Annotated in this window: 23 protein-coding genes and 4 tRNA genes; 16 read left to right on the forward strand and 11 right to left on the reverse strand. The window is 62.1% G+C overall.

Annotation, left to right across the window (positions count from 1 at the left end; genetic code table 11):
• Nucleotides 1-22: 22 nt before the first annotated feature.
• Both LJ656_RS21275 and LJ656_RS21280 read left to right on the forward strand, forming a co-directional pair.
• Nucleotides 23-1,039: a class 1 fructose-bisphosphatase gene (locus tag LJ656_RS21275; protein WP_075302160.1), complete on the forward strand. Its 1,017-nt coding sequence runs from the start codon at nucleotides 23-25 to the stop codon at nucleotides 1,037-1,039.
• A 74-nt stretch (nucleotides 1,040-1,113) separates the two neighbouring features.
• A tRNA-Thr gene (locus tag LJ656_RS21280) sits at nucleotides 1,114-1,189 on the forward strand.
• Nucleotides 1,190-1,255: 66 nt separating this feature from the next.
• Here the strand turns inward: LJ656_RS21280 and LJ656_RS21285 are convergent.
• A complete protein-coding gene (locus LJ656_RS21285; RefSeq protein ID WP_230511330.1) occupies nucleotides 1,256-2,362 on the reverse strand; it encodes an acyltransferase family protein in 1,107 nt (368 codons plus the stop codon).
• 930 nt (nucleotides 2,363-3,292) lie between these two features.
• Here LJ656_RS21285 and LJ656_RS21290 point away from each other — a divergent pair.
• Nucleotides 3,293-3,442, forward strand: coding sequence for a hypothetical protein (locus tag LJ656_RS21290; RefSeq protein WP_230511331.1), 150 nt, complete (start codon nucleotides 3,293-3,295; stop codon nucleotides 3,440-3,442).
• A 286-nt stretch (nucleotides 3,443-3,728) separates the two neighbouring features.
• On the forward strand, nucleotides 3,729-4,319 hold the full coding sequence (locus tag LJ656_RS21295) for a chorismate mutase (protein WP_230511332.1): 591 nt from the start codon (nucleotides 3,729-3,731) through the stop codon (nucleotides 4,317-4,319).
• Nucleotides 4,320-4,375: 56 nt separating this feature from the next.
• Here LJ656_RS21295 and LJ656_RS21300 read toward each other — a convergent pair whose 3' ends face one another.
• Together LJ656_RS21300 and LJ656_RS21305 are read right to left on the reverse strand one after the other, a co-directional pair.
• Complete coding sequence (locus LJ656_RS21300) at nucleotides 4,376-5,524, reverse strand: exonuclease domain-containing protein (RefSeq protein ID WP_230511333.1); 1,149 nt, start codon at nucleotides 5,522-5,524, stop codon at nucleotides 4,376-4,378.
• Between the two features lie 243 nt (nucleotides 5,525-5,767).
• Nucleotides 5,768-5,971, reverse strand: a complete 204-nt coding sequence (locus LJ656_RS21305; protein ID WP_230511334.1) for a cold-shock protein — start codon at nucleotides 5,969-5,971, stop codon at nucleotides 5,768-5,770.
• Nucleotides 5,972-6,371: 400 nt separating this feature from the next.
• Between LJ656_RS21305 and LJ656_RS21310 the strand changes: the two genes are divergently transcribed.
• Nucleotides 6,372-6,623: a hypothetical protein gene (locus tag LJ656_RS21310; protein WP_230511368.1), complete on the forward strand. Its 252-nt coding sequence runs from the start codon at nucleotides 6,372-6,374 to the stop codon at nucleotides 6,621-6,623.
• Nucleotides 6,624-7,150: 527 nt separating this feature from the next.
• Entirely contained in the window at nucleotides 7,151-8,299 is a 1,149-nt protein-coding gene (locus LJ656_RS21315; RefSeq protein ID WP_230511335.1) for a porin, read from the forward strand.
• Nucleotides 8,300-8,436: 137 nt separating this feature from the next.
• Here LJ656_RS21315 and greB read toward each other — a convergent pair whose 3' ends face one another.
• Entirely contained in the window at nucleotides 8,437-9,006 is a 570-nt protein-coding gene (greB, locus tag LJ656_RS21320) for a transcription elongation factor GreB (protein WP_230511336.1), read from the reverse strand.
• A 126-nt stretch (nucleotides 9,007-9,132) separates the two neighbouring features.
• Between greB and LJ656_RS21325 the strand changes: the two genes are divergently transcribed.
• Both LJ656_RS21325 and LJ656_RS21330 read left to right on the forward strand, forming a co-directional pair.
• Nucleotides 9,133-9,209, forward strand: a tRNA-Arg gene (locus tag LJ656_RS21325).
• 77 nt (nucleotides 9,210-9,286) lie between these two features.
• A tRNA-Arg gene (locus tag LJ656_RS21330) sits at nucleotides 9,287-9,363 on the forward strand.
• 112 nt (nucleotides 9,364-9,475) lie between these two features.
• On the opposite strand, the gene LJ656_RS21335 is transcribed toward LJ656_RS21330, so the two are convergent.
• The 5 genes from LJ656_RS21335 to LJ656_RS21355 all read right to left on the reverse strand — a co-directional run bounded on the left by LJ656_RS21335 (nucleotide 9,476) and on the right by LJ656_RS21355 (nucleotide 14,490).
• Nucleotides 9,476-9,961, reverse strand: a complete 486-nt coding sequence (locus LJ656_RS21335; RefSeq protein ID WP_230511337.1) for a phage protein NinX family protein — start codon at nucleotides 9,959-9,961, stop codon at nucleotides 9,476-9,478.
• 196 nt (nucleotides 9,962-10,157) lie between these two features.
• Nucleotides 10,158-12,518, reverse strand: a complete 2,361-nt coding sequence (locus tag LJ656_RS21340; RefSeq protein WP_230511338.1) for a RelA/SpoT family protein — start codon at nucleotides 12,516-12,518, stop codon at nucleotides 10,158-10,160.
• Nucleotides 12,519-12,603: 85 nt separating this feature from the next.
• On the reverse strand, nucleotides 12,604-12,807 hold the full coding sequence (gene rpoZ / locus LJ656_RS21345) for a DNA-directed RNA polymerase subunit omega (RefSeq protein WP_044848533.1): 204 nt from the start codon (nucleotides 12,805-12,807) through the stop codon (nucleotides 12,604-12,606).
• A 60-nt stretch (nucleotides 12,808-12,867) separates the two neighbouring features.
• Nucleotides 12,868-13,548 carry a guanylate kinase gene (gene gmk / locus LJ656_RS21350; protein ID WP_230511339.1) on the reverse strand — a complete coding sequence of 227 codons (681 nt, stop codon included), beginning with the start codon at nucleotides 13,546-13,548 and terminating at the stop codon, nucleotides 12,868-12,870.
• A gap of 18 nt (nucleotides 13,549-13,566) precedes the next feature.
• A complete protein-coding gene (locus tag LJ656_RS21355; protein ID WP_230511340.1) occupies nucleotides 13,567-14,490 on the reverse strand; it encodes a YicC/YloC family endoribonuclease in 924 nt (307 codons plus the stop codon).
• A 262-nt stretch (nucleotides 14,491-14,752) separates the two neighbouring features.
• Between LJ656_RS21355 and rph the strand changes: the two genes are divergently transcribed.
• From rph to LJ656_RS21395, 8 genes are all read left to right on the forward strand, one after another.
• Entirely contained in the window at nucleotides 14,753-15,490 is a 738-nt protein-coding gene (gene rph / locus LJ656_RS21360; RefSeq protein WP_230511341.1) for a ribonuclease PH, read from the forward strand.
• Between the two features lie 20 nt (nucleotides 15,491-15,510).
• On the forward strand, nucleotides 15,511-16,116 hold the full coding sequence (gene rdgB, locus LJ656_RS21365) for an RdgB/HAM1 family non-canonical purine NTP pyrophosphatase (protein WP_230511369.1): 606 nt from the start codon (nucleotides 15,511-15,513) through the stop codon (nucleotides 16,114-16,116).
• Nucleotides 16,113-17,342 carry a radical SAM family heme chaperone HemW gene (gene hemW, locus LJ656_RS21370; protein ID WP_230511342.1) on the forward strand — a complete coding sequence of 410 codons (1,230 nt, stop codon included), beginning with the start codon at nucleotides 16,113-16,115 and terminating at the stop codon, nucleotides 17,340-17,342. Before rdgB ends, hemW begins: the two co-directional genes overlap by 4 nt.
• 55 nt (nucleotides 17,343-17,397) lie before the next feature.
• Nucleotides 17,398-17,487 (forward strand) — tRNA-Ser (locus LJ656_RS21375).
• A 430-nt stretch (nucleotides 17,488-17,917) separates the two neighbouring features.
• Nucleotides 17,918-18,391, forward strand: a complete 474-nt coding sequence (locus tag LJ656_RS21380; RefSeq protein ID WP_230511343.1) for an Hcp family type VI secretion system effector — start codon at nucleotides 17,918-17,920, stop codon at nucleotides 18,389-18,391.
• A 16-nt stretch (nucleotides 18,392-18,407) separates the two neighbouring features.
• A complete protein-coding gene (locus tag LJ656_RS21385) occupies nucleotides 18,408-18,902 on the forward strand; it encodes an STM2901 family protein (protein WP_230511344.1) in 495 nt (164 codons plus the stop codon).
• Nucleotides 18,874-19,290, forward strand: coding sequence for a DUF1493 family protein (locus LJ656_RS21390; RefSeq protein WP_230511345.1), 417 nt, complete (start codon nucleotides 18,874-18,876; stop codon nucleotides 19,288-19,290). Before LJ656_RS21385 ends, LJ656_RS21390 begins: the two co-directional genes overlap by 29 nt.
• On the forward strand, nucleotides 19,287-19,709 hold the full coding sequence (locus tag LJ656_RS21395; protein ID WP_230511346.1) for a hypothetical protein: 423 nt from the start codon (nucleotides 19,287-19,289) through the stop codon (nucleotides 19,707-19,709). The genes LJ656_RS21390 and LJ656_RS21395 overlap by 4 nt, the downstream gene beginning before the upstream one ends.
• Before the next feature lie 172 nt (nucleotides 19,710-19,881).
• On the opposite strand, the gene LJ656_RS21400 is transcribed toward LJ656_RS21395, so the two are convergent.
• Nucleotides 19,882-20,112, reverse strand: coding sequence for a hypothetical protein (locus LJ656_RS21400; RefSeq protein WP_230511370.1), 231 nt, complete (start codon nucleotides 20,110-20,112; stop codon nucleotides 19,882-19,884).
• A gap of 158 nt (nucleotides 20,113-20,270) precedes the next feature.
• Nucleotides 20,271-21,491, reverse strand: coding sequence for a Bcr/CflA family multidrug efflux MFS transporter (locus LJ656_RS21405; protein ID WP_230511347.1), 1,221 nt, complete (start codon nucleotides 21,489-21,491; stop codon nucleotides 20,271-20,273).
• Nucleotides 21,492-21,690 lie beyond the last annotated feature (199 nt).

The raw sequence follows: 21,690 nt of genomic DNA on the forward strand, positions 1-21,690 counted from the left end.
TGTGCCTTCCCGGAGTACAGCAATGTCTTTGCAACGTCGTACCACTCTCTCGAAGTACCTGATCGAGCAGCAGCGTGAGACCAACAACCTGCCCGCCGACCTGCGGCTGTTGATCGAAGTCGTCGCGCGCGCGTGCAAAGCGATCAGCTATCACGTCAGCAAAGGCGCGCTCGGCGATGCGCTCGGCTCGGCCGGCAGCGAGAACGTGCAGGGCGAAGTGCAGAAGAAGCTCGACATCCTGTCGAACGAAATCCTGCTCGAAGCGAACGAATGGGGCGGCAACCTGGCCGGCATGGCATCGGAGGAGATGGAACAGTTCTTCCCGATCCCCGCCAACTACCCGAAGGGCGAATATCTGCTGGTGTTCGATCCGCTCGACGGCTCGTCGAACATCGATGTCAACGTGTCGATCGGCACGATCTTCTCGGTGCTGCGCTGCCCGGACGGCCATCAGCCGACCGAACAGTCGTTCCTGCAGCCGGGCACCCAGCAGGTCGCCGCCGGCTACGCGGTGTACGGCCCGCAGACCGTGCTGGTGCTGACCACCGGCAACGGCGTGAACTGCTTCACGCTCGATCGCGAGCTCGGCTCGTGGGTGCTCACGCAAAGCGATATGCGCATTCCGGTCGAAACGCGCGAGTATGCGATCAATGCGTCGAACGAGCGTCACTGGTATGCGCCGGTCCAGCAGTACATCGGCGAGCTGAAGGCCGGCAAGGAAGGTCCGCGTCAGGCCGACTTCAATATGCGCTGGATCGCGTCGATGGTCGCCGACGTGCACCGTATCCTGAACCGCGGCGGCGTGTTCATGTACCCGGCCGACAAGCGCACGCCCGAAAAGCCGGGCAAGCTGCGTCTGATGTACGAGGCCAATCCGATGGCGTTCATCGTCGAGCAGGCGGGCGGTGCGGCGACCAATGGCGAAAAGCGCATCCTCGATATCCAGCCGAAGAGCCTTCATGAGCGCGTCGCGGTGTTCCTCGGCTCGAAGAACGAGGTCGATCGCGTGACCCGCTATCACCTCGAAGCGAAGAAGTGATCTCGACATAAAAAAATGAGCCGAGGGGCTTGCCAAGTCGGCAAAGTAGTCCCTATAATCTCGTTTCTCCTGATGCCGGAATAGCTCAGACGGTAGAGCAGCGCATTCGTAATGCGAAGGTCGGGGGTTCGATTCCTCTTTCCGGCACCATCAAGTTTCAAACAAAAAGCCCAGTCCTCGTGACTGGGCTTTTTGCTTTCCGGCTCGCCTCTGGGTTCAGGTTAGCGCCGTGGGCGGATTGACCGGTGCCTGCTCCACCGCCCGGTTACGCCACGCCTGCGCTCTCGCGATGATCGCGCGACGCGCCGGCACTTCGACGAGGAAGTAGCCAAGCGCGCCGCCCGCCACCACCACGGCCACCTCGACGAGCAGAATCACCAACGCGACGAGCGGGCTCTGCGGCACGTGCAGCCTTCTCACCAGCTGGTTGCAGCCGATCTGCAGGAGCGGGTGGATCAGATAGATCGAGAACGAGATCTCGCCGAGGAACACCGCGACCCGGTTGCCGAACAGCGCGTTGCCGATCGCCCCACCCTTCGCGAGGCCCGCGATCACCAGCAGGATCAGCGGCAGCAGCAGGAACGGCAAGGTCGTCGACACAGACATCAGCACCAGCAGCGCGACGAGGCCGAAGCACATCGCGAGGTCGCCCGGCTGCCACGTCTTCAGCAGGCGGAACAGCCAGTAGCCGGCGAGAAACTGCGGGACGATCCGCAGCGCACCGAAGGTGGTCAAGCCGAGATCGCCGTCGTTGAAGAGGAAGCAATACACGCACAACAGCACCCAGCTGATCGCCACGATCACGCCGCAGCTCAGTCGCGAAACCCGGCTCAGCACTTTGGCGCAGAGCGGAAACAGAAATAGATAAGCGAACCATTCGGCGCTGATCGACCAGGACACGAAATTCCAGCTGAGCTTCTTGTCGAGCCCCCACGCGTGCACGAGCAGCACGTTTTCGAGCGCGGTGCGCGCCGTGTAGTCCACCTCGTTATGCGCGAACTCGTGCCCCACCCGCTTCGCGGCGAACCAGAGTCCGACGAACAGCAGGAACGTCAGCAGGTGTAGCGGATAGACGCGCGCGAAGCGCTTGACGATGAACGAGCGGTAATCGGCCCAGCCGAACGTGACACTGCGCGACGGCAGGTAGGTATAGGCGAGGATGAAGCCGCTCAGCACGAAGAAGATGTCGACGCCCCACACCCAGTTATCGACCAGATGCACGATGCCGAGCGGCAGCACGCCTTCGTTGTCGGCAAAGTGGTGGATCACCACGAGCAGCGCGGCGAACGCCCGCAACCCAGTCAGATTGTTGATCTTTTGCATGAAGTCCCCGCGCGATAACACAGGTGAGCACACGAAGCGGTGCCGCGCAAACTGGTCCAGCCGCGCGATTGCGCGGCTCATCGGTAAGCAAAATAGATATTGATGCAACGGCGTTGCGGCGCTGGTACGAGACTCCGAGACTCCGCTACGCCGCTGCAACCGCTTTGCAGCACCGGCAGTGTGCTGATTGACCCGCGTCGTTGTGGCCGGGGAACGCCGGGATGAAACAGCAACCCAACGCGACTCGACACTGAGCATCGTATAGGCCTGCCCCGCCTAACCTGTATGCGCTAACGCACCAACCTCTCACGCAATGCCAGGCGACGAGCCCGACAGCCGCGGGGATCCATCGGACGACCCACGCCTGTTTGAATCATCAGCTGCCCGGCTGGCGCTAAAAGCATGTGATCCGACGGGCAGGTTTTGGCACAAAAAATGCGGGGATGAGTTTGCCAGCCAACTGTCAGACGGTTAATTAGCGACGAAAATCATTAAATATTGTTCGACCCGTCAACGTAAGCGGACATCTGCCGTTTACCAAAAATGAGGCGTGAAATGTTGAACCGGCAATTAACGAACGTTCATTCCGGAGATAGGAAATTTTCCCCGATGCCGCATTGCACAACTTTGTCATCATTTTTTCATGGAAAAACGCTAATCGCAGGGCGGCAACGGTGCCGCGCGTTCGCGCCGAAAGCGCTTAAAACAGCTGCGGAAGGGGCGAAAACGGACTATGGAAGAATGGGATTGACGGTCTGGCGAAGAAGGAGCGGAGAAACGCATGCGCTAGCCAGACGAGAAATTTTATTCAAACAGTCTGTTCTAGTGTTGGCTTGTGCCGTTAAAGCAACAGAGATTGAGTGAGTTGCATCGGACACTGGTGCGATGCGGGGACCGAGGCAGATAATCGGTTTGTAAAGGAGAAAGATCATGGATGCCAAACCACCGAAGATTCCGACCCCGGATAAAGTCTTTTACCCGGATCCGGAACCCGTGGCCGTCGAGTTTCTGGGTGCCGAACTGCCTGAGCACGTTCGCGCGTTTTTCGACGAACAACGCAAGTCGTGCGATTCGAAGTAACGGGACAGTGGCGCAGCGCAGCATTCGCGCACGGGCAACGACCGCGCAACAACCGCGCGATAGCCGCTCGCGCACTTTTAATGCGTCCGGCGCAAGTGTCGTGACCGCGGACCGGCTCGTCTGATTATCCCGCGGCGCTCGGCCATTCGGCCCGAGCGCGTGACTTCGCGCGCCCCTCTCCTGCGGCGCGCATCCCACGCTCCCTCCGATGCGGTTCCCGCCGTTTGCCGGGCATCATTTATCCTTCTGGTTTTTCCGTCAGCGGCCGCCCGGCCATGTTCACGCCATGAATCGTCCGTATCGCTTCGCTGCGTCCTGCGCGCTCGCTCTCGCCGCCGCCTTCCCGTTCGCGCCCGCCCATGCCGATGGCGGCGACACCGCGCTTACCAATCTGATCGCACTGGTTTCGCAGCGCCTTGCGCTCGCGGAGCCGGTCGCGCGCTGGAAGTGGGCGAATCACCAGGAGATCACCGATACGCCGCGGGAAAACGCGCTGCTCGCCGATGTCGAAAAGCGCGCCGCCGCCGCGAACGTCGATCCGGCTTTCGCGCGCGCGTTCTTCCAGGATCAGATCGATGCGAGCAAGGAAGTACAGAACGCATTGTTTGCGAGCTGGCGCAGCGCGCAGCCGCCGCAGGGCCCCGCGCCCGATCTGGCCACGTCGACCCGACCGCTGCTCGACAAGCTCACGCAAGCGCTGGTGGCCGGTCTCGCGCGCGTGCAACCGCTGCGCACGGCGGACGACTGTCCGTCGCGCGTCGCGCAATCGCTGGCTAACTGGAAATCGCTGACGCGCTATGACGCCGTGCATTCGAGCGCGTTGACGCATGCGCTCGGTCACGTGTGCGAAACAGGCGGGGTGGGCGCGACCGGCTAAGCGAGGTTGCCCAAGCCAAGCCGGCCGGCATCGACGGCGTGGGCGTGGACCGCCGCTCAAACGGCGAGACTGGACTCCGGGGTATCGGTCGATACATTCAGCGGCATCACGCGCAGGCCGCGCGCGAGATGGCTCTGCAGGATACGGTAGGTCGCCAGCTCGAACGCGCCCGCGAGCGCGCTCCCGGGTAGCAATGCCGCCTCGCCGAGCGACGGCGCGTGGCCGAGATAGCGCCAGCGATCGACCACATGAAACACGCGCTCCGCCTGCTCACGCTCCTCGAACACGATCGGGCCGCCGAACGGCCACGGTGCGTCCGCGGGGTCGCTCTTCGTCACGCGCGGCAGCCGGTTCTGCCCCGGCCGCAACGTCGCGATCCACTGCGCCTCGGCGAGCATCGCGCCGAGCTCGCCGCCGGTCGCGCGCCACTCGACGCGCCGGATCTGCTGGGCGAGCCTCATGTCCTTCGACGAACGCCGCTCGCCGCTCAGATGCGCGCGCAGCCGCTGCCGCACCCGCACGCTGCGCCCGACGTAAAGAGGCGCATCGTTTTCGCCATAGAACGCATACACGCCGCAGCCCGCGGGCGCGGTATCGAGCAGATCTTCCGCGATATCGCCGGCCAGCCGGTAGCGCCGCGTGGTGCGCTCGATCTGCGCGCGCAGCGCATCGAGCGGCACGAGCGTGGGCAGACGTTGCCAGAACTGCCAGATCAGGTCGGCGTCGGCGAGCGCCCGGTGGCGGTCGGACGGCACCAGCGCGTGACGTTCGACGAGCGCGTCGAGTCCGTGGCGCTTTTCGGCCGGAAACAGCGCGCGCGACAGTCGCACCGTGCAGAGCACGTCCGGGTCGAACGCGAGGCCGACGCGGCGAAATTCGCTGCGCAGGAAGCCGCGATCGAAACTCGCGTTGTGCGCGACAAACAGCTTGCCTTTCAGACGCTCGAGTAGCGCCGGCGCGACCGCGTCGAAAGTTGGCGCGCCGCGCACCATCTCGTTGGTGATGCCGGTGAGCTGCTGGATGAAAGACGGGATCGGCTGCTGCGGGTCGATCAGACTGCTCCAGCGCGACACGCCGGCCGGCCCGACCTCGACGACACCGATCTCGGTAATGCGATGCTCGCTCGTGGAGCCGCCGGTTGTTTCAAGGTCGACGAAGACGATCGGCACATCTGGCGCCACTTGCGGCGAAAACTGTTCGGACATGGAGGGGAGAAAGGTTCAGACGCGTGATTTTGCGGCAAGTATGCACCAGTTGAGCGCCGGGCATCCAGACGCGAACGGCCGGCGCCCAGCCGGAGATCGGGAAACGGACTGCGGAGCCCCGTTTGCCTACACTTTTCGCGCGCACTCCTCCGCACGAAAATCGCACCAAAAATAAAACCCTCGCATTAAGCAAGGGTTTTTATTTGAAATCGACCTTGGGGCCCGACGCCCCCGGCGCAGCTTCTACAGCGGCTGGATATTGGCCGCCTGCTTGCCCTTCGGGCTCGCCTTGACGTCGAAGGACACGCGCTGATTCTCTTTCAACGACTTGAAGCCGTCCGCGCGAATCTCCGAGAAGTGTGCGAACAGGTCTTCGCCGCCCGCATCCGCCGTGATGAAGCCAAAGCCTTTAGCATCGTTGAACCATTTGACGATACCGGTTTCCATTTCCTGTTTTCCTCGACGTTTATCAGACCGGGCATTGCCCAAAGTGAACCAGCCCCGAATTCACCGCCAACCGATAGCGGACTACATAAAAAAGACCGGCATCGGCCAATGAAATGCGGTTTTGCCGTTATAAGGGGAAGCCGGAATCGCCGTCAAGCGAAACTCTACGTAGGTGCTTAACGCATAAACGGATAATCGTAAGTCGCATTGCATTTACGGATAATCAGTCATATTTACCCGAGCGGGACTCGCCTTCACGCACGCCCGGAAATTTCTTCGACTCGCGGTGAATTAAATGTAACAAAATACGACTTTCCGTAAGTGTTTGTCCGGGTGGTTCCGATGCAAGCGAAATCGCATGATGGAAATCAGCAATAGCGATGTGCTTCAGGAGGTTGCCATGCTGTTCAATGAAATTCGCCGGCTCGTCATCTGGCTCACCCATCCGCACACCGAAGCGATCAACGACCCGCCCCCGGCCGAGGCCCAGGACACTTCTTATCTCTTCGATTTCGATCCGAGATGGCACGGCGATCACTGGCAGAATCTGCTGGCCTGCCCGATGGACGCTCGCCATTACGTCATGGAGGACTGGAGCGTGTCGGTCACAGATGACTGGGAGGAACCGAACGGCACCGTCCCTGCGCACTAGATTGCGGATCCCGCGCGCGCAGTGCGTGGACAAAAAAAAGCGCGACTGGAAGGTCGCGCCGACAAAGGTTTGGAGATCTTTTTCGTCAACGAAAAAGTCTGCTTCGGAAAGCAGAAATTACAGTATAGCGGCGGCTCCAATTTCCATTATTCACACTATTAACAATCCTCTGTTGCCTTACTAACAACAATCATTTTCCCGCACTTCTTCGCGTTGTTTTTTTGCATCGCGTACTGTCGCGAATGAGCAACGCAACGCGAACAATACCGTTCTTGCCTCCCCTGATTAACGCCGAAAGCCTTTATCCACAAGGCTCAAACGGCGCACGCCTATCGTTTCTTTCGACGTAATACTTTATTGCGAAAATCGGAACGCCCCATTCTGGAGGCGCCTCTCTACACTCTGCGTAATTGGAAACCGACGCGATCGGTTATCGCGTTTTTCACGCGGATCCAGCTTCTCGCAGCCCCGTGTGAAGGTGTCCCAAGCCAGCGGTTTATACCTCTCTCGCTCCTGGAGTCACATAAATGAAGAAGACACTCATGGTCGCGGCCCTCACGGGCGTTTTCGCATCAGCGGCGCATGCGCAAAGCAGCGTCACGCTATACGGCTTGATTGATGCCGGCATCACCTACACGAACAACCAGCGCGGTCATAGCAACTGGCAAATGACCAGCGGCTCGGTGAACGGCAGCCGCTTCGGCTTGCGCGGGGCCGAAGATCTGGGCGGGGGCCTGAAGGCAATCTTCACGTTGGAAAACGGCTTCGGCATCAATGACGGCACGCTCAAGCAGAACAGCCGTCTGTTCGGCCGCCAGGCATTCGTCGGTCTGTCGAGCAACGACTTCGGCGCCGTCACTCTCGGTCGTCAGTACGACAGCATGGTCGATTACGTCGGCCCGCTGGCTCTGACCGGCACGCAATACGGCGGCACGCAGTTCGCGCACCCGTTCGACAACGACAACCTGAACAACTCGTTCCGCATCAACAACTCGATCAAATTCCAGAGCGCGAACTACGGCGGCTTCAAGTTCGGCGGCCTGTACGGCTTCTCGAACCAGGCCGCGGGCTTTGCGAACAACCGCGCATGGAGCGCGGGCGCATCGTACAACTGGGGTGGCCTGAATGTGGCGGCCGCTTACCTGCAGTTGAACAGCAATGGGGCCACCAGCGCCGCTGCGGCGTTCAACTCGGGCGGCGCGGTCTCCGGCGACAACACGTTCTTCGCATCGCGCCAGCAAACGTGGGGCGCCGGCGCCAACTACGCGTTCGGCCCGGCCACCGTCGGTCTCGTGTACTCGCAGACGAACCTGCATGGGCTTGCCGGCATCAGCCAGGGGGCCTCGGGCATTCCGGGCGGCATCGGCCTGCCGACCAACAGCGCACAGTTCCAGAACTTCGAGGCCAACGCCCGTTACGCTCTGACGCCGGCACTGAGCCTCGCCGCTGCGTACACGTACACCCGCTCGAACCTGAATGCGAACCACATTCACTGGAACCAGGCCAACCTGCAAGCGGCCTACGCGCTGTCCAAGCGTACCGACGTGTATCTGCAGGGCGTCTATCAGGCCGCCAACGAAGATTCGATTGTCGACGCGAACATCAACGGTGTCGGCGGGGCCTCGAGCAACAACAAGCAAGTCGCTGTGACCGCGGGTCTTCGTCACCGCTTCTAACTACTGCGGCAGCAATCGCAGTAGAAAAGGCGCCGTTCGCGGCGCCTTTTTTTCGCCCGTTGCGTCGGGCATGTTACCTGCTGTTCGGTGAGCGCGGACGCCGACATGGCTTGCGTGCCCGCGTCCTCCACCATCGCCTAACTCCCGCGATCGGGTGCCGGATATTTGACGTCGAGAATATCGATCGGCTGCGGCCCCGCCGGCGTGAACAACGTGACCGTATCGCCGACTTTCGCCTTCAGCAGCGCGCGCGCAATCGGCGAAATCCAGCTTACGTGCCCGATATCCAGATCGACCTCGTCGATACCGACGATCGTCACCGTGTTCTCCTCGCCGTCCTCGGTCGCATAGTGGACCGTCGCGCCGAAGAACACCTGATCGACGCTTTCCTGGCGGCTGCTATCGACGACCTCGGCCAGGTCGAGCCGCTTCGTCAGAAAGCGGATGCGCCGGTCGATCTCGCGTAAGCGGCGCTTGCCGTAGATATAGTCGCCGTTCTCCGAGCGGTCGCCGTTCGACGCCGCCCACGACACCAGCTTGACCACCTCGGGCCGCTCGACATCGATCAGATGGAGCAGTTCATCGCGCATCCGCCGATGGCCGGCGGGCGTCATATAGTTCTTGGTGCCCGCGGGCACGTCGGGCTGGGCGACGTCGAGATCGTCATCGCTGTCTTCGCTCGACTCTTTGACAAAAGCCTTATTCATAATGGATCCAGTAAAACCGCAGCTAGCAACAACCTCGTAAAAGGTTACACGATCACGCTCCCGACACAAATCGCGACAATAGGCTTCCCTTTTCCAAATCCGTTGGCTATAATCTCGTTTCTGTGTGCGGCTGTAGCTCAGTTGGATAGAGTACTTGGCTACGAACCAAGGGGTCGTGGGTTCGAATCCTGCCAGCCGCGCCATCTTTTTCGAGTGACTTTGCTTCGCAAAGTCCTCAGTCCCACCGGCATCATTGCAGTAATGCATCACCGTTTTGCGTGCGGCTGTAGCTCAGTTGGATAGAGTACTTGGCTACGAACCAAGGGGTCGTGGGTTCGAATCCTGCCAGCCGCGCCACCTATAAAGGGCCTTCCGATCGGAAGGCCCTTTGTTTTTTCAGCGGTACCTTTTCAGCGCGGCCTGTCGCGGTAACCGGAATCGGCCGGTGATTCGCGCAGCGCAAGCCCGCTCAACGCGGCGGCGACTGGATATCCCCAATCTGCCCATCCGGGCGCGGCAAATCCTCCACCACCCCACCCACAGTCTGCTCACTGATCGTCTCGACAGTCATGCCATTTAACGCCTGACGCTCGCGCAGCACGTCATCTACGACAGCGCCGAAATGGCTCGCGACGAACGCGCGCAACATTGCAATACGCAGCGACTCGCCCCGCGCCTCGGCTGCTCCCCTGCCGCCCTCGAACTCCGCGACGCAGACCGCGCCGCGCTCGTTCTGTTCGCGCACATCGAGCCGCCGCACGCGCTCGAGCACGACCGCGGCCGTCGCCCATGACGCGGACGGCGTAAATCTGCCATCCCATGGACGACCGCGATCGTTGCCACGAATCGAAACGGTCTCGCCGCTATCGGTAAAGTAGATTTCGCGCACGAAGTCGTGCAGGCTGCGCGCCACCCAGTAATCGAGCGCCACGCCAGTGAGGTCGGCTACGTTCATCAGCGTTCTCCCCGGGTTAAGGTGAGTTGCTTTGACTGGCTACGTTCTGATGAGGGAGAGTCGCACGAACGATGCCTGAAGAGGCAGGCCATGCGCAAACGGCTGGCGATGCGCGGTCAGCGAGCGACTGCGGCACGCTGCCCCTCGCCACCTGGTTTGGCGCAGCACCAGAATCCGGCTGGCCGCGTTACTCGACTCAGTAATCCGCGCGTTCGCGGTCGATCCGCATCCCGCCGTCATGGCGATGATGCCCTTCCTCGCTCGGCCGCTCGCGCGTGATGCGCATCACATCGGGGTTGGTCCGCACCCGGCGCATCACATTGGCCAGATGCACCCGGTCGCTGACCTGGATCACGAAGCGCAGCACCGTGGATTCCTGCGACAGATCTTCGTCCATCGCGATGTGGACGATGTTCGCATCCGCCGACGTGATGTCGGCCGCCACCCGTGCGAACACGCCCTTGGTGTTCTTGACCAGTACCTTGACCGCGACGTCGAACAGACGTCCCGGCTGCGGAGCCCACGCTACGTCGATCCAGCGGCCCGGATCGCGCCGGTGAATCCGCTGCGCGACACGGCAGTCGGTCGTGTGGATCGCCATCCCGAGGCCAATGCCGATGTAGCCCATGATGTCGTCGCCCGGAATCGGCCGGCAGCAGGCCGACAACTGCACCGACATCCCCTCCGTACCCGTGATGACCACCGGCGGCGCATGCGGCGCCGATCCGGACTCGGAGCGCGAGCCGTCGTCGTCGCCGTCGCGCCCGCTCATCAGCACCTCGATGCGCTTGGCCATCACCGCGGCGACGCGCCGGCCCAAGCCGATGTCCGCGAAGATTTCCTGACGGTTCTTGTTGCCCGTCCATTGCACGAGCTTTTCCCACGCTTCCGGCGTCACGTCCGACAGCGACAGCCCGTAGCCCTTCAAACCCTGGTCGACCAGCCGCTCGCCGAGTTGCACCGACTCGTTCAGGCGCATCGTCTTCAGATAGTGGCGAATCGCCGAGCGCGCCTTGCCGCTGCGCACGAAGCCGAGCCACGCCGGATTGGGCTTCGAATACGGCGCGGTGATGACCTCGACGATGTCGCCGCTCTTGAGCTCGGTACGCAACGGCAGCAATTCGTTGTTGATCTTCACGGCGACGCACTGGTTGCCGAGGTCGCTGTGGATCGAGTATGCGAAGTCGAGCGCGGTCGCACCGCGCGGCAACGCCATAATCTTCGACTTCGGCGTGAACACGTAGACCGCGTCCGGGAACAGGTCGATCTTCACGTGTTCGAGGAATTCGCTCGAATCGCCCGCTTCGCTCTGGATATCGAGCAGCGACTTCAGCCACTGATGCGCGCGCTTTTGCACGTCGTTCAGATCCGCGCTGCCGTTCTTGTACAGCCAGTGCGCGGCAACGCCCGCTTCGGCGATCTCGTGCATCTTGCGGGTGCGCACCTGAAACTCGATCGGCGCGCCGAACGGACCGACCAGCGTGGTGTGCAACGACTGATAGCCGTTCACCTTCGGGATCGCGATGTAGTCCTTGAACTTGCCCGGCACCGGCTTGAACAGCGCATGCAGCGCGCCGATGCAGGTGTAGCACTCGAGCGCGCTGTCGACCACCACGCGAAAACCGTATACGTCGAGCACCTGCGAAAACGACAGCTGCTTGTCGCGCATCTTCTTGTAGATGCTGAAGATGGTTTTCTCGCGGCCGGTGACTTCGGCGTCCAGCTTCGCGTCCGCGATCGCGCGCTGCACCGATTCGAGAATCTTGCCGACCACCTCGCGCCGATTGCCGCGCGCGGCCTTGACGGCTTTTTCGAGCGTCGCGTAACGGTGCGGGTTGAAGTTCGCGAAGCTCAGGTCCTGCAGCTCGCGATAGGTATTGTTCAGGCCGAGCCGGTGGGCGATCGGCGCATAGATATCGAGCGTTTCGCGCGCCACGCGGCGGCGCTTTTCCGGGGGCACCGCGCCCAGCGTGCGCATGTTGTGCAACCGGTCGGCGAGCTTCACGAGGATCACGCGCACGTCGCGCGCCATCGCGAGCAGCATCTTGCGGAAGTTCTCCGCCTGCGCTTCCTCGCGATTGCGAAATTCCATCTTGTCCAGCTTGGACAGACCGTCGACCAGTTCCGCGACCTTCGCGCCGAAGCGCTCGGCAAGCTCCGCCTTGGTCACGCCCTGGTCTTCCATCACGTCGTGCAACAGCGCCGCCATAATCGCCTGGGCGTCGAGATTCCAGCCCGCGCAGATTTCCGCGACGGCGACCGGATGTGTGATGTACGGCTCGCCGCTCTGCCGGTACTGGCCGAGGTGAGCTTCGTCGCTGAAATGGAAGGCGGCCTTGACGTCCTTGATCTCTTCCGGCTGCAGATAGCCGGACAACACGGACGTCAGCCTGGCGATGGAAACGACGTCATGCCGGCGCGGCTGCTCCGGCGTGGCGGTCGGTCCGAACAGATGGCGAAACGACTGTTCGAGGACCGCGTCGATGTACTTGCGTGCAGACGAGGGGGAATCGGCGTCGTGATCCACTTCCGTGGCGGTGGGCGGGGTCGCACTCATGGTCGCCTCCGTAGCGGTCAGGGTTGGACGCAGGTCTGCACGTTGCTGCAATTACATGGCAATCGAAAACGAAAAACCGTGCGCCTTAGACCGGCACCTTCTTCAGCATTTCGACGCCGACCTGGCCGGACGCGATTTCACGCAGCGCGACGACGGTCGGCTTGTCGCGGCTTTCGATTTTCGGCGTGTGGCCTTGCGCGAGCTGACGCGCGCGATAGGTCGCGGCAAGCGCGAGTTCGAAACGATTCGGGATCTGTTTGAGGCAGTCTTCGACGGTAATGCGGGCCATGTTGGGTTCCTTCTCAGTATGTTGCTTATTCTACCTTATGTGCTCGGCACAACGCCGCGCTCACGCGTGCGGTAGGTGGATGCCGAGCTGCATGAAAAGCTGCGTGTGACGCGCGTACTGCGACGCGAAACGCGAGCGCGTCGCGCCGACGAGGCAACGCAGTTCGGCGAGCGCGCGATCGAAGTTTTCGTTGATCACCACGTACTCCGCTTCGGCCGCGTGCGCCATCTCGCCACCGGCCGCGAGCAGGCGTCGCGTGATCACGTTCGGCTCGTCCTGGCCGCGCTTTTTCAGACGCTCTTCGAGCGCTTCGAGCGACGGCGGCAGAATGAAAATTTCGACCGCGTTGTGAAACTGCTTCTTCACCTGCTGCGCGCCCTGCCAGTCGATTTCGAGCAGCACGTCATGGCCGCTTTTCATCTGCTCCTCGATCCACACGCGCGAGGTGCCGTAGTAGTTGCCGTGCACTTCCGCGCTTTCGAGAAACTCGCCCGCGTCGTGGCGCTGCATGAAGTCTTCGACGGTCGTGAAGTGATAGTGCTCGCCGTCCTGCTCCTTCGGACGCGGCGGGCGCGTCGTGTACGAGATCGACAGACGGATCGCGTCGTCGCCGGCGAGCAGCGCGTTCACGAGCGTCGACTTGCCGGCGCCCGAGGGCGCCACAACCATGAACAGATTGCCGGGGTAAGCGCCGGCATTCGGACGGCGCGGCGCGCCGGTTTCGCGTGGGTGGTCGGTCATTTGATTAGTGCTCCAGCTTTATTCCAGATTCTGTACCTGCTCGCGCATCTGTTCGATCAGCAGCTTGAGCGTCATCGACGAATCCGCGAGCTCCTTCGCCGCGGCCTTCGAGCCGAGCGTGTTCGCTTCACGGTTCAGTTCCTGCATCATGAAGTCGAGCCGCTTGCCGACCTTGCCGCCCTTCTCGATCACATGACGCGTTTCGTTCAGGTGAGCGGTGAGGCGCGACAGTTCTTCGGCGATGTCGATGCGGATTCCGTACATCGTCACTTCCTGGCGAATCCGCTCGTTGATCTCTTCGCGCGAGACGATCGTCGCGGCCGCATCCGGCGCGGCGATCCCGAGTGCTTCCTGCAGACGCTCGACGATCTTCTGCTGATGCCGCGTAATCAGTTCCGGCACGAGCGGGGTGATCTTCGCGACGATCGTTTCCATCTCGGTGACATTCGCGAGCAGCATGTTCGCCAGTTGCGCGCCTTCGCGCGCGCGCACGTCGATCAGATCGGCGATCGCCTGCTTGCCGCAGCCGAGCACCGCGTCGCGCAGCGTCTCGGGCGCAATGCCGCTTTCGGCGAGCACGCCGGGCCAGCGCAGAATTTCGCCGGTGCGCAGACGGCCGGCTTCCGGAAATGCATCGAGCACCGCGCGCTCGAGCAGCGCGAGTTGGTCGAGCGCGTCGCGATTGATCGCGCCGGCGTTCGCCGACTGCTCGCTGCGTTGCAGATTGACGCGAATGTCGACCTTGCCGCGCGACAGCTTGTTCATCAGCATTTCGCGCAGCGTCGGTTCGCACACGCGCACGTCTTCGGGCATGCGGAAGTTGAGATCGAGAAAGCGCGAGTTCACCGTGCGCAGTTCGACCGACACACTGACGCCGCCGGTGCCCGAGGCCGCTACGAGTTCGCGGGTCGCGCTCGCATAGCCAGTCATGCTGTAGATCATCGTATTTCTCGCGATTGCGGCCGGGCGTCGAACGCCGGCCTGAGAAGCGGATCGCCCGGCGTGTACGAGACGCGAGGCGGGGAACCGGCATTATCCCATTTTTGCCGCCGGCATCCGGCGAGAGCGAGGGTGTATGCGGGCTGGCTCGCGCATGGCTGGAGCCGTCCGGCGCGCGTCTGGGGGACGGCAACCGCCGCAGACGATCGGCGGTAAAATTGCGCTTTTCCCCGCATCTCTTCGACCTATTCCGAGCCCCATCCACATGAGCAACGACAACCAACGCCCGAGCGCCCGCCTGCCCAACCAGTTGCGCGACGTGCGCATCACGCGTCACTACACGAAGCATGCGGAGGGCTCGGTGCTGGTCGAATTCGGCGACACCAAGGTCATCTGCACCGCCAGCGTCAGCGAAAGCGTGCCGCCGTTTCTGCGCGATCGCGGCCAGGGCTGGCTCACGGCCGAATACGGGATGCTGCCGCGCGCCACCCACACGCGCAGCGACCGCGAAGCCGCGCGCGGCAAACAGACCGGCCGCACCCAGGAAATCCAGCGCCTGATCGGCCGCGCGCTGCGCTCGGTGTTCGATCTCGAGAAGCTCGGCGCGCGCACCATCAATCTCGACTGCGACGTGATCCAGGCCGACGGTGGCACCCGCACCGCGAGCATCACCGGCGCGTTCGTCGCCGCGCACGATGCGGTCACGAAACTGCTCGCGGCGGGCCGTATCGAAAGTTCGCCGATCGTCGATTACGTCGCCGCGATTTCGGTCGGCGTGTACGACGGCGTGCCGGTGCTCGATCTCGATTACGACGAAGACTCGCAGTGCGATACCGACATGAACGTCGTGATGACGGGTTCGGGCGGCTTCGTCGAAGTTCAGGGCACCGCGGAAGGCGTGCCGTTCTCGCGCAATGAAATGAACGCGCTGCTCGATCTCGCAAGCGACGGCATCAGCACGCTGATCGCGAAGCAGAAAGAAGCGCTGGGAGTGCAGCAGTGAATGAAGGTCGTCAGGACGGCATGCCGTTGAAGAAGGTGGTGCTCGCGTCGAACAACGCGGGCAAGCTGCGCGAGTTCGCCGCGCTGTTCGGCGCGGCCGGCATCGAACTGATTGCCCAGGGCGCGCTCAACGTGCCCGAAGCGGAAGAGCCACATCCCACGTTCGTGGAAAACGCGCTGGCCAAGGCGCGTCATGCGGCGAAGCTGACCGGCCTGCCCGCGCTCGCCGACGACTCGGGTCTGTGCGTGCGCGCGCTGGGCGGCGCGCCGGGCGTGTATTCGGCGCGCTATGCGCAACTCGCCGGCGGCGAGAAAAGCGACGCCGCGAACAACGCGCGGCTCGTCGCCGAGTTGCGGGACGCGAACGACCGGCGCGGTTATTACTTCTGCGTGCTCGCGCTGGTGCGGCATGCCGACGACCCCGAACCGCTGATCGCCGAAGGCCGCTGGCACGGCGAGATTCTCGACGCGCCGCGCGGCGAGCATGGCTTCGGCTACGACCCGTACTTCTATCTGCCGTCGCTGGGCGCGAGCGCCGCCGAACTCGAGCCGGCCGTGAAAAACGCGAGCAGCCATCGCGCGATCGCGCTGCGGCAACTGCTCGCGCGTCTGTCGGAGGAAGCGTGATTCCGATTCACCCGACGCCCGCGGACATCGGCAACGGTGTCGTCAAGGCGTTCACGTCGCCGGGCAGCATCCGGCTGACCTCGCTGCCGCCGCTCGCGTTGTACGTGCATTTTCCGTGGTGCGTGCGCAAGTGTCCGTATTGCGATTTCAACTCGCACGAGTGGAAAGGCGAGTCGTTCCCGGAGAACGACTATCTCGACGCGTTGCGCGCCGATCTGGAGATGGCGCTGCCGCTGATCTGGGGGCGCCAGGTGCATACGGTGTTCATCGGCGGGGGCACGCCGAGCCTGCTGTCGGCGGCGGGGCTCGACCGGATGCTGTCGGATATCCGCGCGCTGCTGCCGCTCGACGCTGACGCCGAAATCACGCTCGAAGCGAACCCCGGCACATTCGAAGCGGACAAGTTCGCGCAGTTTCGCGCGAGCGGCGTGAACCGGCTGTCGGTCGGGATTCAGAGCTTCAACGAAGCGCATCTGAAGGCGCTCGGGCGGATTCACGATTCCGCGCAGGCGCGTCATGCGGTCGAAGTGGCCGCGAACACTTTCGACAACTTCAATCTCGACCTGATGTTCGCGCTGCCAAAGCAAACGCTCGCCGAGTGCCAGGCCGACATCGAGACCGCGCTGTCGTTCGCGCCGCCGCATCTGTCGCTGTACCACCTGACGCTGGAGCCGAACACGCTGTTCGCGAAGTTTCCGCCCGCGTTGCCCGACGACGATCAGTCCGCCGACATGCAGGACTGGATTCATCAGCGCACCGCCGAGGCCGGCTATGGGCGCTACGAGGTATCCGCGTATGCGCAGCCGCATCGGCAGAGCAAACACAATCTGAACTACTGGCGTTTCGGCGACTATCTCGGCATCGGCGCAGGCGCGCATACGAAACTGTCGTTTCCGAACCGGATCCTCAGGCAGGCGCGTTACAAGCATCCCACGACGTTTATCGAGCAGGCGAAGGCCGGCGCGAGCGTGCAGGAAGAGCACGAGGTCGGTCCGCGCGATCTGCCGTTCGAGTTCATGCTGAACGCACTGCGGCTGGTGGAGGGATTTCCGGTGCATCGGTTTATCGAGCGCACGGGGCTGTCGATCACGACGATCGAGCCGGCGTTGCAGGAAGCCGAGCGGCGCAAGCTGATTACGCGCGACCATGAGCGGATTGCGCCGACGCCGCTCGGTCAGGCGTTTCTGAACGATCTGCAGGAGTTGTTTCTGAAAGATCCGCAGTGAGGGCGGAGGGGGCGCTCTCGGCAGCACTCATTTTTCAGGTTACAATCCGCGGTTTGGAGGTGTGGCCGAGTGGTTTAAGGCACCGGTCTTGAAAACCGGCGAAGGAGCAATCCTTCCGTGAGTTCGAATCTCACCGCCTCCGCCAGAATTGAACGAAAACCCCGTAAGTAGATACGCTTACGGGGTTTTTGTTTTGGTTGGGCTGTCGCTCGTGCGGCCCTGAAGCCGTAGGTGGTTCTTGTCTGTGTCGGTATCCTGGCTGATACAACGTAGCGGCGACGCTCTCGGTCTTCCCGCGCATTTTCCCACCCCTCAACGCCGCGACACACGACGAACACAAAACGAGCGCTCGAACTGGAAAAGCGCAATCGTCATTTTCCTGTCAAATTTCCGACACGCCTAAGACTCGTCTGATTGTCGACTGCAGAGCGCGTCAGTTATCAAGACCTTGCAAGGGAAACAATCCCTTCGTCACTTCCTCCATCACGGACCATCGAGCATGGTTTTGAACCCGTAGGCTCTTGCCGATGGGGGCTCGCGCATTTGAAGTAGCCCATTGCTTCGGAGCAAACCGCATGTCGGATATCTTCATCAAAATTGACGGGATTGCCGGTGAATCAGACGATCCGGCGCATCCAGACGAAATAGAAGTTCTGAGCTGGAACTGGGACATAACCCAGCAATCCGCTCTTCACACCAATTCGGGCGGCGGTGCAACGAAGGCCACCGTTTCCGATCTGAGTTTCGTCCACCACATCGATCGAGCCAGCCCCACCCTCGCATCTCATTGCTTTCAGGGCAGATATATTCCAAAGGCGGTGCTCACGATGCGCAAAGCTGGCGGACGCCCTCTCGAATACCTCCGAGTCACGATACACGACGTCGTCATCTCGCACGTCGGATCGGCTGCGGGCGACGGGCTTGCCCTGGAACATGTCGCCCTGTCTTTCGCCCGCGTGAAAAAGGAATACGTAGCGCAGAGCGCAACTGGCATCAGTCAGGGCACGCTAACGTCGATCATCGATGTTAAACGAAACACCATCGCATAAGCCCGCGGAGTCAACCATGAACGAGTATGAAGGCCTGATCGCCGCGGATGCTGAGCGCCCCATCAACCTCTATTCTTACGGCGGACGCGATGACCTCAACGCTCCGGAACTCTACGTCGCAATCCTCACGGAAGAACTTTGCAAGAGGTTACAAGCAACTGACATTGCAGCTGTTATCGCATTCCTGACTGGGCAGCCTATTCTTTCAACCAGAAAGAAGTTTGGCGGTGCGACGCCTGGGACTTCGTTAGCGTCGCTTATCGCCAGAGAGCTTCTGAATTTCAATCTTCCGTTCAGGGTCCCGACCCTAACCAACAACTCGATAGCCGCGCTGCGTTTTTCGATGACGCGCAATCTGGGTGCGGCTGTTGGACGATGGACCCCTCAGATCGGTGCAGCGATCCTGATTTACGATGTCGTCGTAATCAATTTGAAAACGACGTTGCGCTACAACAAGCTTGTCAAACCGGAGGACAGACTCAGTGACGGAACCGTTGGAACGCTCGGCTGAACACGCTTGGCGCGACCTCGAATGTTTTCTGAGGGAGAGGGGATTCCTGTCTCCTCGGGAAGTGCTGAGGCCCGATATCGACGTTCGATGGGAGCTAGGTATAGAGGGTGACGATGCCGCCGCGTTTACTCCCGATTTCTTCCGAACGTTTCAGATAAAGGAAGGCGATTTTGCATACGACCGATATTTCGGAAGCGAAGAATTTAATCCTTTTTTTCCACTGCACAGCCTATTGTTCGCGGTGTTTTTCAGGCGCTATAGAGAAGAAGTACGCGGGCAGCGGGAAGCGTCGAAACTGACGCCCAGGACGCTTCAGCGCGCGATCGAGCTTGGCGTTTGGGACAGCGAACGCTTGACCGATTTGAAAGACACGCCAGCAGCGAAATGACAGTGGATAAACGAGCCGACCCGCCCGCCCCCGGACCATTACCGATGAGGATCCCTGACACATTGCAGAAGTTCGGCTACTTCCACGATTGGTACCTCGACGAGATCTCTACCGGCAGAGAAAACGGAGCGAGCACACCGAATGCGCTCGAACTCGGCCTTTACGATCAAAACCGCCGCGCGACAATAACCTTCAAAGGCGTCACACGAGCAAGCATCACAGACGGCGGCCTTCTGAATATCGTCAACTCGATCGAGGTGCTAAAGCCCGGCGACGACGCGTACTGCGCGGCGCTCGAAATGCTAAAAAAATCCGCGCACTTCGGTGGGCGCTATGCGAACCACATCGCCTACGTGTTTTCGACAGTAGGTATCGAGATTGCCGTGGAATTTGATTCGATAACGGTCGAGGCGATCTGATTAGCGGCAACCCTACCCGCCCTCCAGTCCACTCGCTCATAAGCCAAGATCGAAGCGTGCGCTCGCGATGCGATGCGAGCACCGCGCAATTCAAACAGCGAGATCCTCGCACGCGATTGCGTCGCCGAACGCCCCTGCGTAAGCTCCCACGCCAGCGCGACCGCCCCCACCATTACACACCCACAAGCTCCCGCTTCTCCCGCGCATCCGCACACCGCCGGTTCAGATCGCGATGCATCAACTGCCCGTCGAGCAAAGCCGATACATCGGTCAAACCGTGATCAAAGCGCAAGACGTATTCGATGTCGGTGTAGTCGTAGTAAGCGCCGCTGTCGGCCAGCCGTTGCGCTTCGGCGAATGCAGCGTGTTGCCGTTCGCCGTTCATCAGGTCTTTGATCGCCATGATTGCCGCTCCGAGGAACAGTGAAGTCATCATAGCAATGCAATCCGCGGCGCACGGTGGCGCGCGCGCAACACCAGGTGTTATCCGGAGAGGCGGCCTTTGAGGTCACCGGCCACGAACCGCCGGGCAAACGACGGAGGGCAAACGCCAGCAACCCGTCACGCAATCGCCGCCGGCGTCTTCGTCCCGTGCCAGCGCAGCACCAGCATGCGGCCGACAAAACACAGGCAGCCCGCCACACCCACCACGATCCCCATGCCTTTCGGCGAGCCGTCCTGCCACAGCCCGACCGCGAGACTCGCCAATGCGCCGAACGACAGCTGCACCGCGCCGAACACGGCCGCGGCGGCGCCCGCGTTGGCCGGGTAGCGGTGCATCAGATCGGTCGTGCAGTTGGCCGACAGCACACCGACCACGCCGACCACGAAAAACAGCCCGAACACGATCGACCACAGCCCGCCCCAGCCGGTCAGCGACACCAGACTGACGAACAGCGACGCGATGCAACTGATCAGCGCCGCGAACGAGATGATCGGCACCGGCCCGAAGCGGCCGACGAAACGCGTATTCAGATAATTGCCGCCCATGATGCCGACGATGTTCAATGCGAACAGGAAGCCGTAATGCTGCGCGGACACGTGGAAGTACTCGATGTACACGAACGGCGTCGCGGTGATGTACGCGAACATCGACGCGAACGCCATCCCGCCGCACAGCATATGCCCCCACGCGACCGGATCGCGCAGCAACGTGCCGTACGCGCCGAACGATTTGAGCAGCGCCGACTGTCCGCGCATCTCGCGCGGCCATGTCTCCGGCACCTTCAGGAAGGCGGTCACCGCGCAGACCGAACCGAACAGCGTCAGCGCGACGAACACAGTGCGCCAGCCGCCCAGCAGCAGCAACTGTCCGCCGATCAACGGCGCGACGAGCGGGCCGATCGACGTGACGATCGCGATCATCGACAGTACGCGGGCGGCGTCGCCGGGCTCGTGCGCGTCGCGCGCGATCGCGCGGGCCAACACCGACGCCGCGCCGGCGCCCAGCGCCTGCACGAAGCGAAACGCCACCAGTGAGCCGATCGAGAACGACATCGCGCAGGCGATGCTCGCCAGCGCATACATGATGATGCCGCCGAGCAGAATCGGCCGGCGGCCATAGGTGTCCGACAGCGGACCGTACAGCAGCATGCCGATCGAGAAGCCGAACATGAAGCTGGTCAGCGTCGATTGCGCGGCGCCGGTGCCTACCGCGAACGCCTGCGCGATGGTCGGCAGGCTCGGTAGATACATATCGATGGAAATCGGTCCGCAGGCGGCCAGCGCGCCGAGCAGCAGGATCAGCCGGGCATCAGGCCGGCGTTTGACGACGTGAGACATGGGAGGTCCGGGTGAAGCGCCGCGCCGGCATCGGCAGCGGACTTTTAAAAGCGGGGCGGCAACAAGCCGAGCGCTCGATTGTACGCGACCGATATCAGGTAGGCTGCGTCCGCGCACGGGCGCCGTGGGCGATGCGCGACAGCGCGCAGCCCGAAGGCGGCGGCGGTGACGGCGGTGGTGACGGCAGCGGTCACGGCGG

The organism is Paraburkholderia sejongensis, assembly GCF_020880815.1.
GTDB lineage: Bacteria > Pseudomonadota > Gammaproteobacteria > Burkholderiales > Burkholderiaceae > Paraburkholderia > Paraburkholderia sejongensis.

Bases quoted from the DNA above. Each gene is read 5' to 3' on its own strand.
- LJ656_RS21275 (WP_075302160.1), top strand. From the start codon at position 23: ATGTCTTTGCAACGTCGTACCACTCTCTCGAAGTACCTGATCGAGCAG.
- LJ656_RS21285 (WP_230511330.1), bottom strand. From the start codon at position 2,362: ATGCAAAAGATCAACAATCTGACTGGGTTGCGGGCGTTCGCCGCGCTG.
- LJ656_RS21290 (WP_230511331.1), top strand. From the start codon at position 3,293: ATGGATGCCAAACCACCGAAGATTCCGACCCCGGATAAAGTCTTTTAC.
- LJ656_RS21295 (WP_230511332.1), top strand. From the start codon at position 3,729: ATGAATCGTCCGTATCGCTTCGCTGCGTCCTGCGCGCTCGCTCTCGCC.
- LJ656_RS21300 (WP_230511333.1), bottom strand. From the start codon at position 5,524: ATGTCCGAACAGTTTTCGCCGCAAGTGGCGCCAGATGTGCCGATCGTC.
- LJ656_RS21305 (WP_230511334.1), bottom strand. From the start codon at position 5,971: ATGGAAACCGGTATCGTCAAATGGTTCAACGATGCTAAAGGCTTTGGC.
- LJ656_RS21310 (WP_230511368.1), top strand. From the start codon at position 6,372: ATGCTGTTCAATGAAATTCGCCGGCTCGTCATCTGGCTCACCCATCCG.
- LJ656_RS21315 (WP_230511335.1), top strand. From the start codon at position 7,151: ATGAAGAAGACACTCATGGTCGCGGCCCTCACGGGCGTTTTCGCATCA.
- greB (WP_230511336.1), bottom strand. From the start codon at position 9,006: ATGAATAAGGCTTTTGTCAAAGAGTCGAGCGAAGACAGCGATGACGAT.
- LJ656_RS21335 (WP_230511337.1), bottom strand. From the start codon at position 9,961: ATGAACGTAGCCGACCTCACTGGCGTGGCGCTCGATTACTGGGTGGCG.
- LJ656_RS21340 (WP_230511338.1), bottom strand. From the start codon at position 12,518: ATGAGTGCGACCCCGCCCACCGCCACGGAAGTGGATCACGACGCCGAT.
- rpoZ (WP_044848533.1), bottom strand. From the start codon at position 12,807: ATGGCCCGCATTACCGTCGAAGACTGCCTCAAACAGATCCCGAATCGT.
- gmk (WP_230511339.1), bottom strand. From the start codon at position 13,548: ATGACCGACCACCCACGCGAAACCGGCGCGCCGCGCCGTCCGAATGCC.
- LJ656_RS21355 (WP_230511340.1), bottom strand. From the start codon at position 14,490: ATGATCTACAGCATGACTGGCTATGCGAGCGCGACCCGCGAACTCGTA.
- rph (WP_230511341.1), top strand. From the start codon at position 14,753: ATGAGCAACGACAACCAACGCCCGAGCGCCCGCCTGCCCAACCAGTTG.
- rdgB (WP_230511369.1), top strand. From the start codon at position 15,511: ATGCCGTTGAAGAAGGTGGTGCTCGCGTCGAACAACGCGGGCAAGCTG.
- LJ656_RS21380 (WP_230511343.1), top strand. From the start codon at position 17,918: ATGTCGGATATCTTCATCAAAATTGACGGGATTGCCGGTGAATCAGAC.
- LJ656_RS21385 (WP_230511344.1), top strand. From the start codon at position 18,408: ATGAACGAGTATGAAGGCCTGATCGCCGCGGATGCTGAGCGCCCCATC.
- LJ656_RS21395 (WP_230511346.1), top strand. From the start codon at position 19,287: ATGACAGTGGATAAACGAGCCGACCCGCCCGCCCCCGGACCATTACCG.
- LJ656_RS21400 (WP_230511370.1), bottom strand. From the start codon at position 20,112: ATGGCGATCAAAGACCTGATGAACGGCGAACGGCAACACGCTGCATTC.
- LJ656_RS21405 (WP_230511347.1), bottom strand. From the start codon at position 21,491: ATGTCTCACGTCGTCAAACGCCGGCCTGATGCCCGGCTGATCCTGCTG.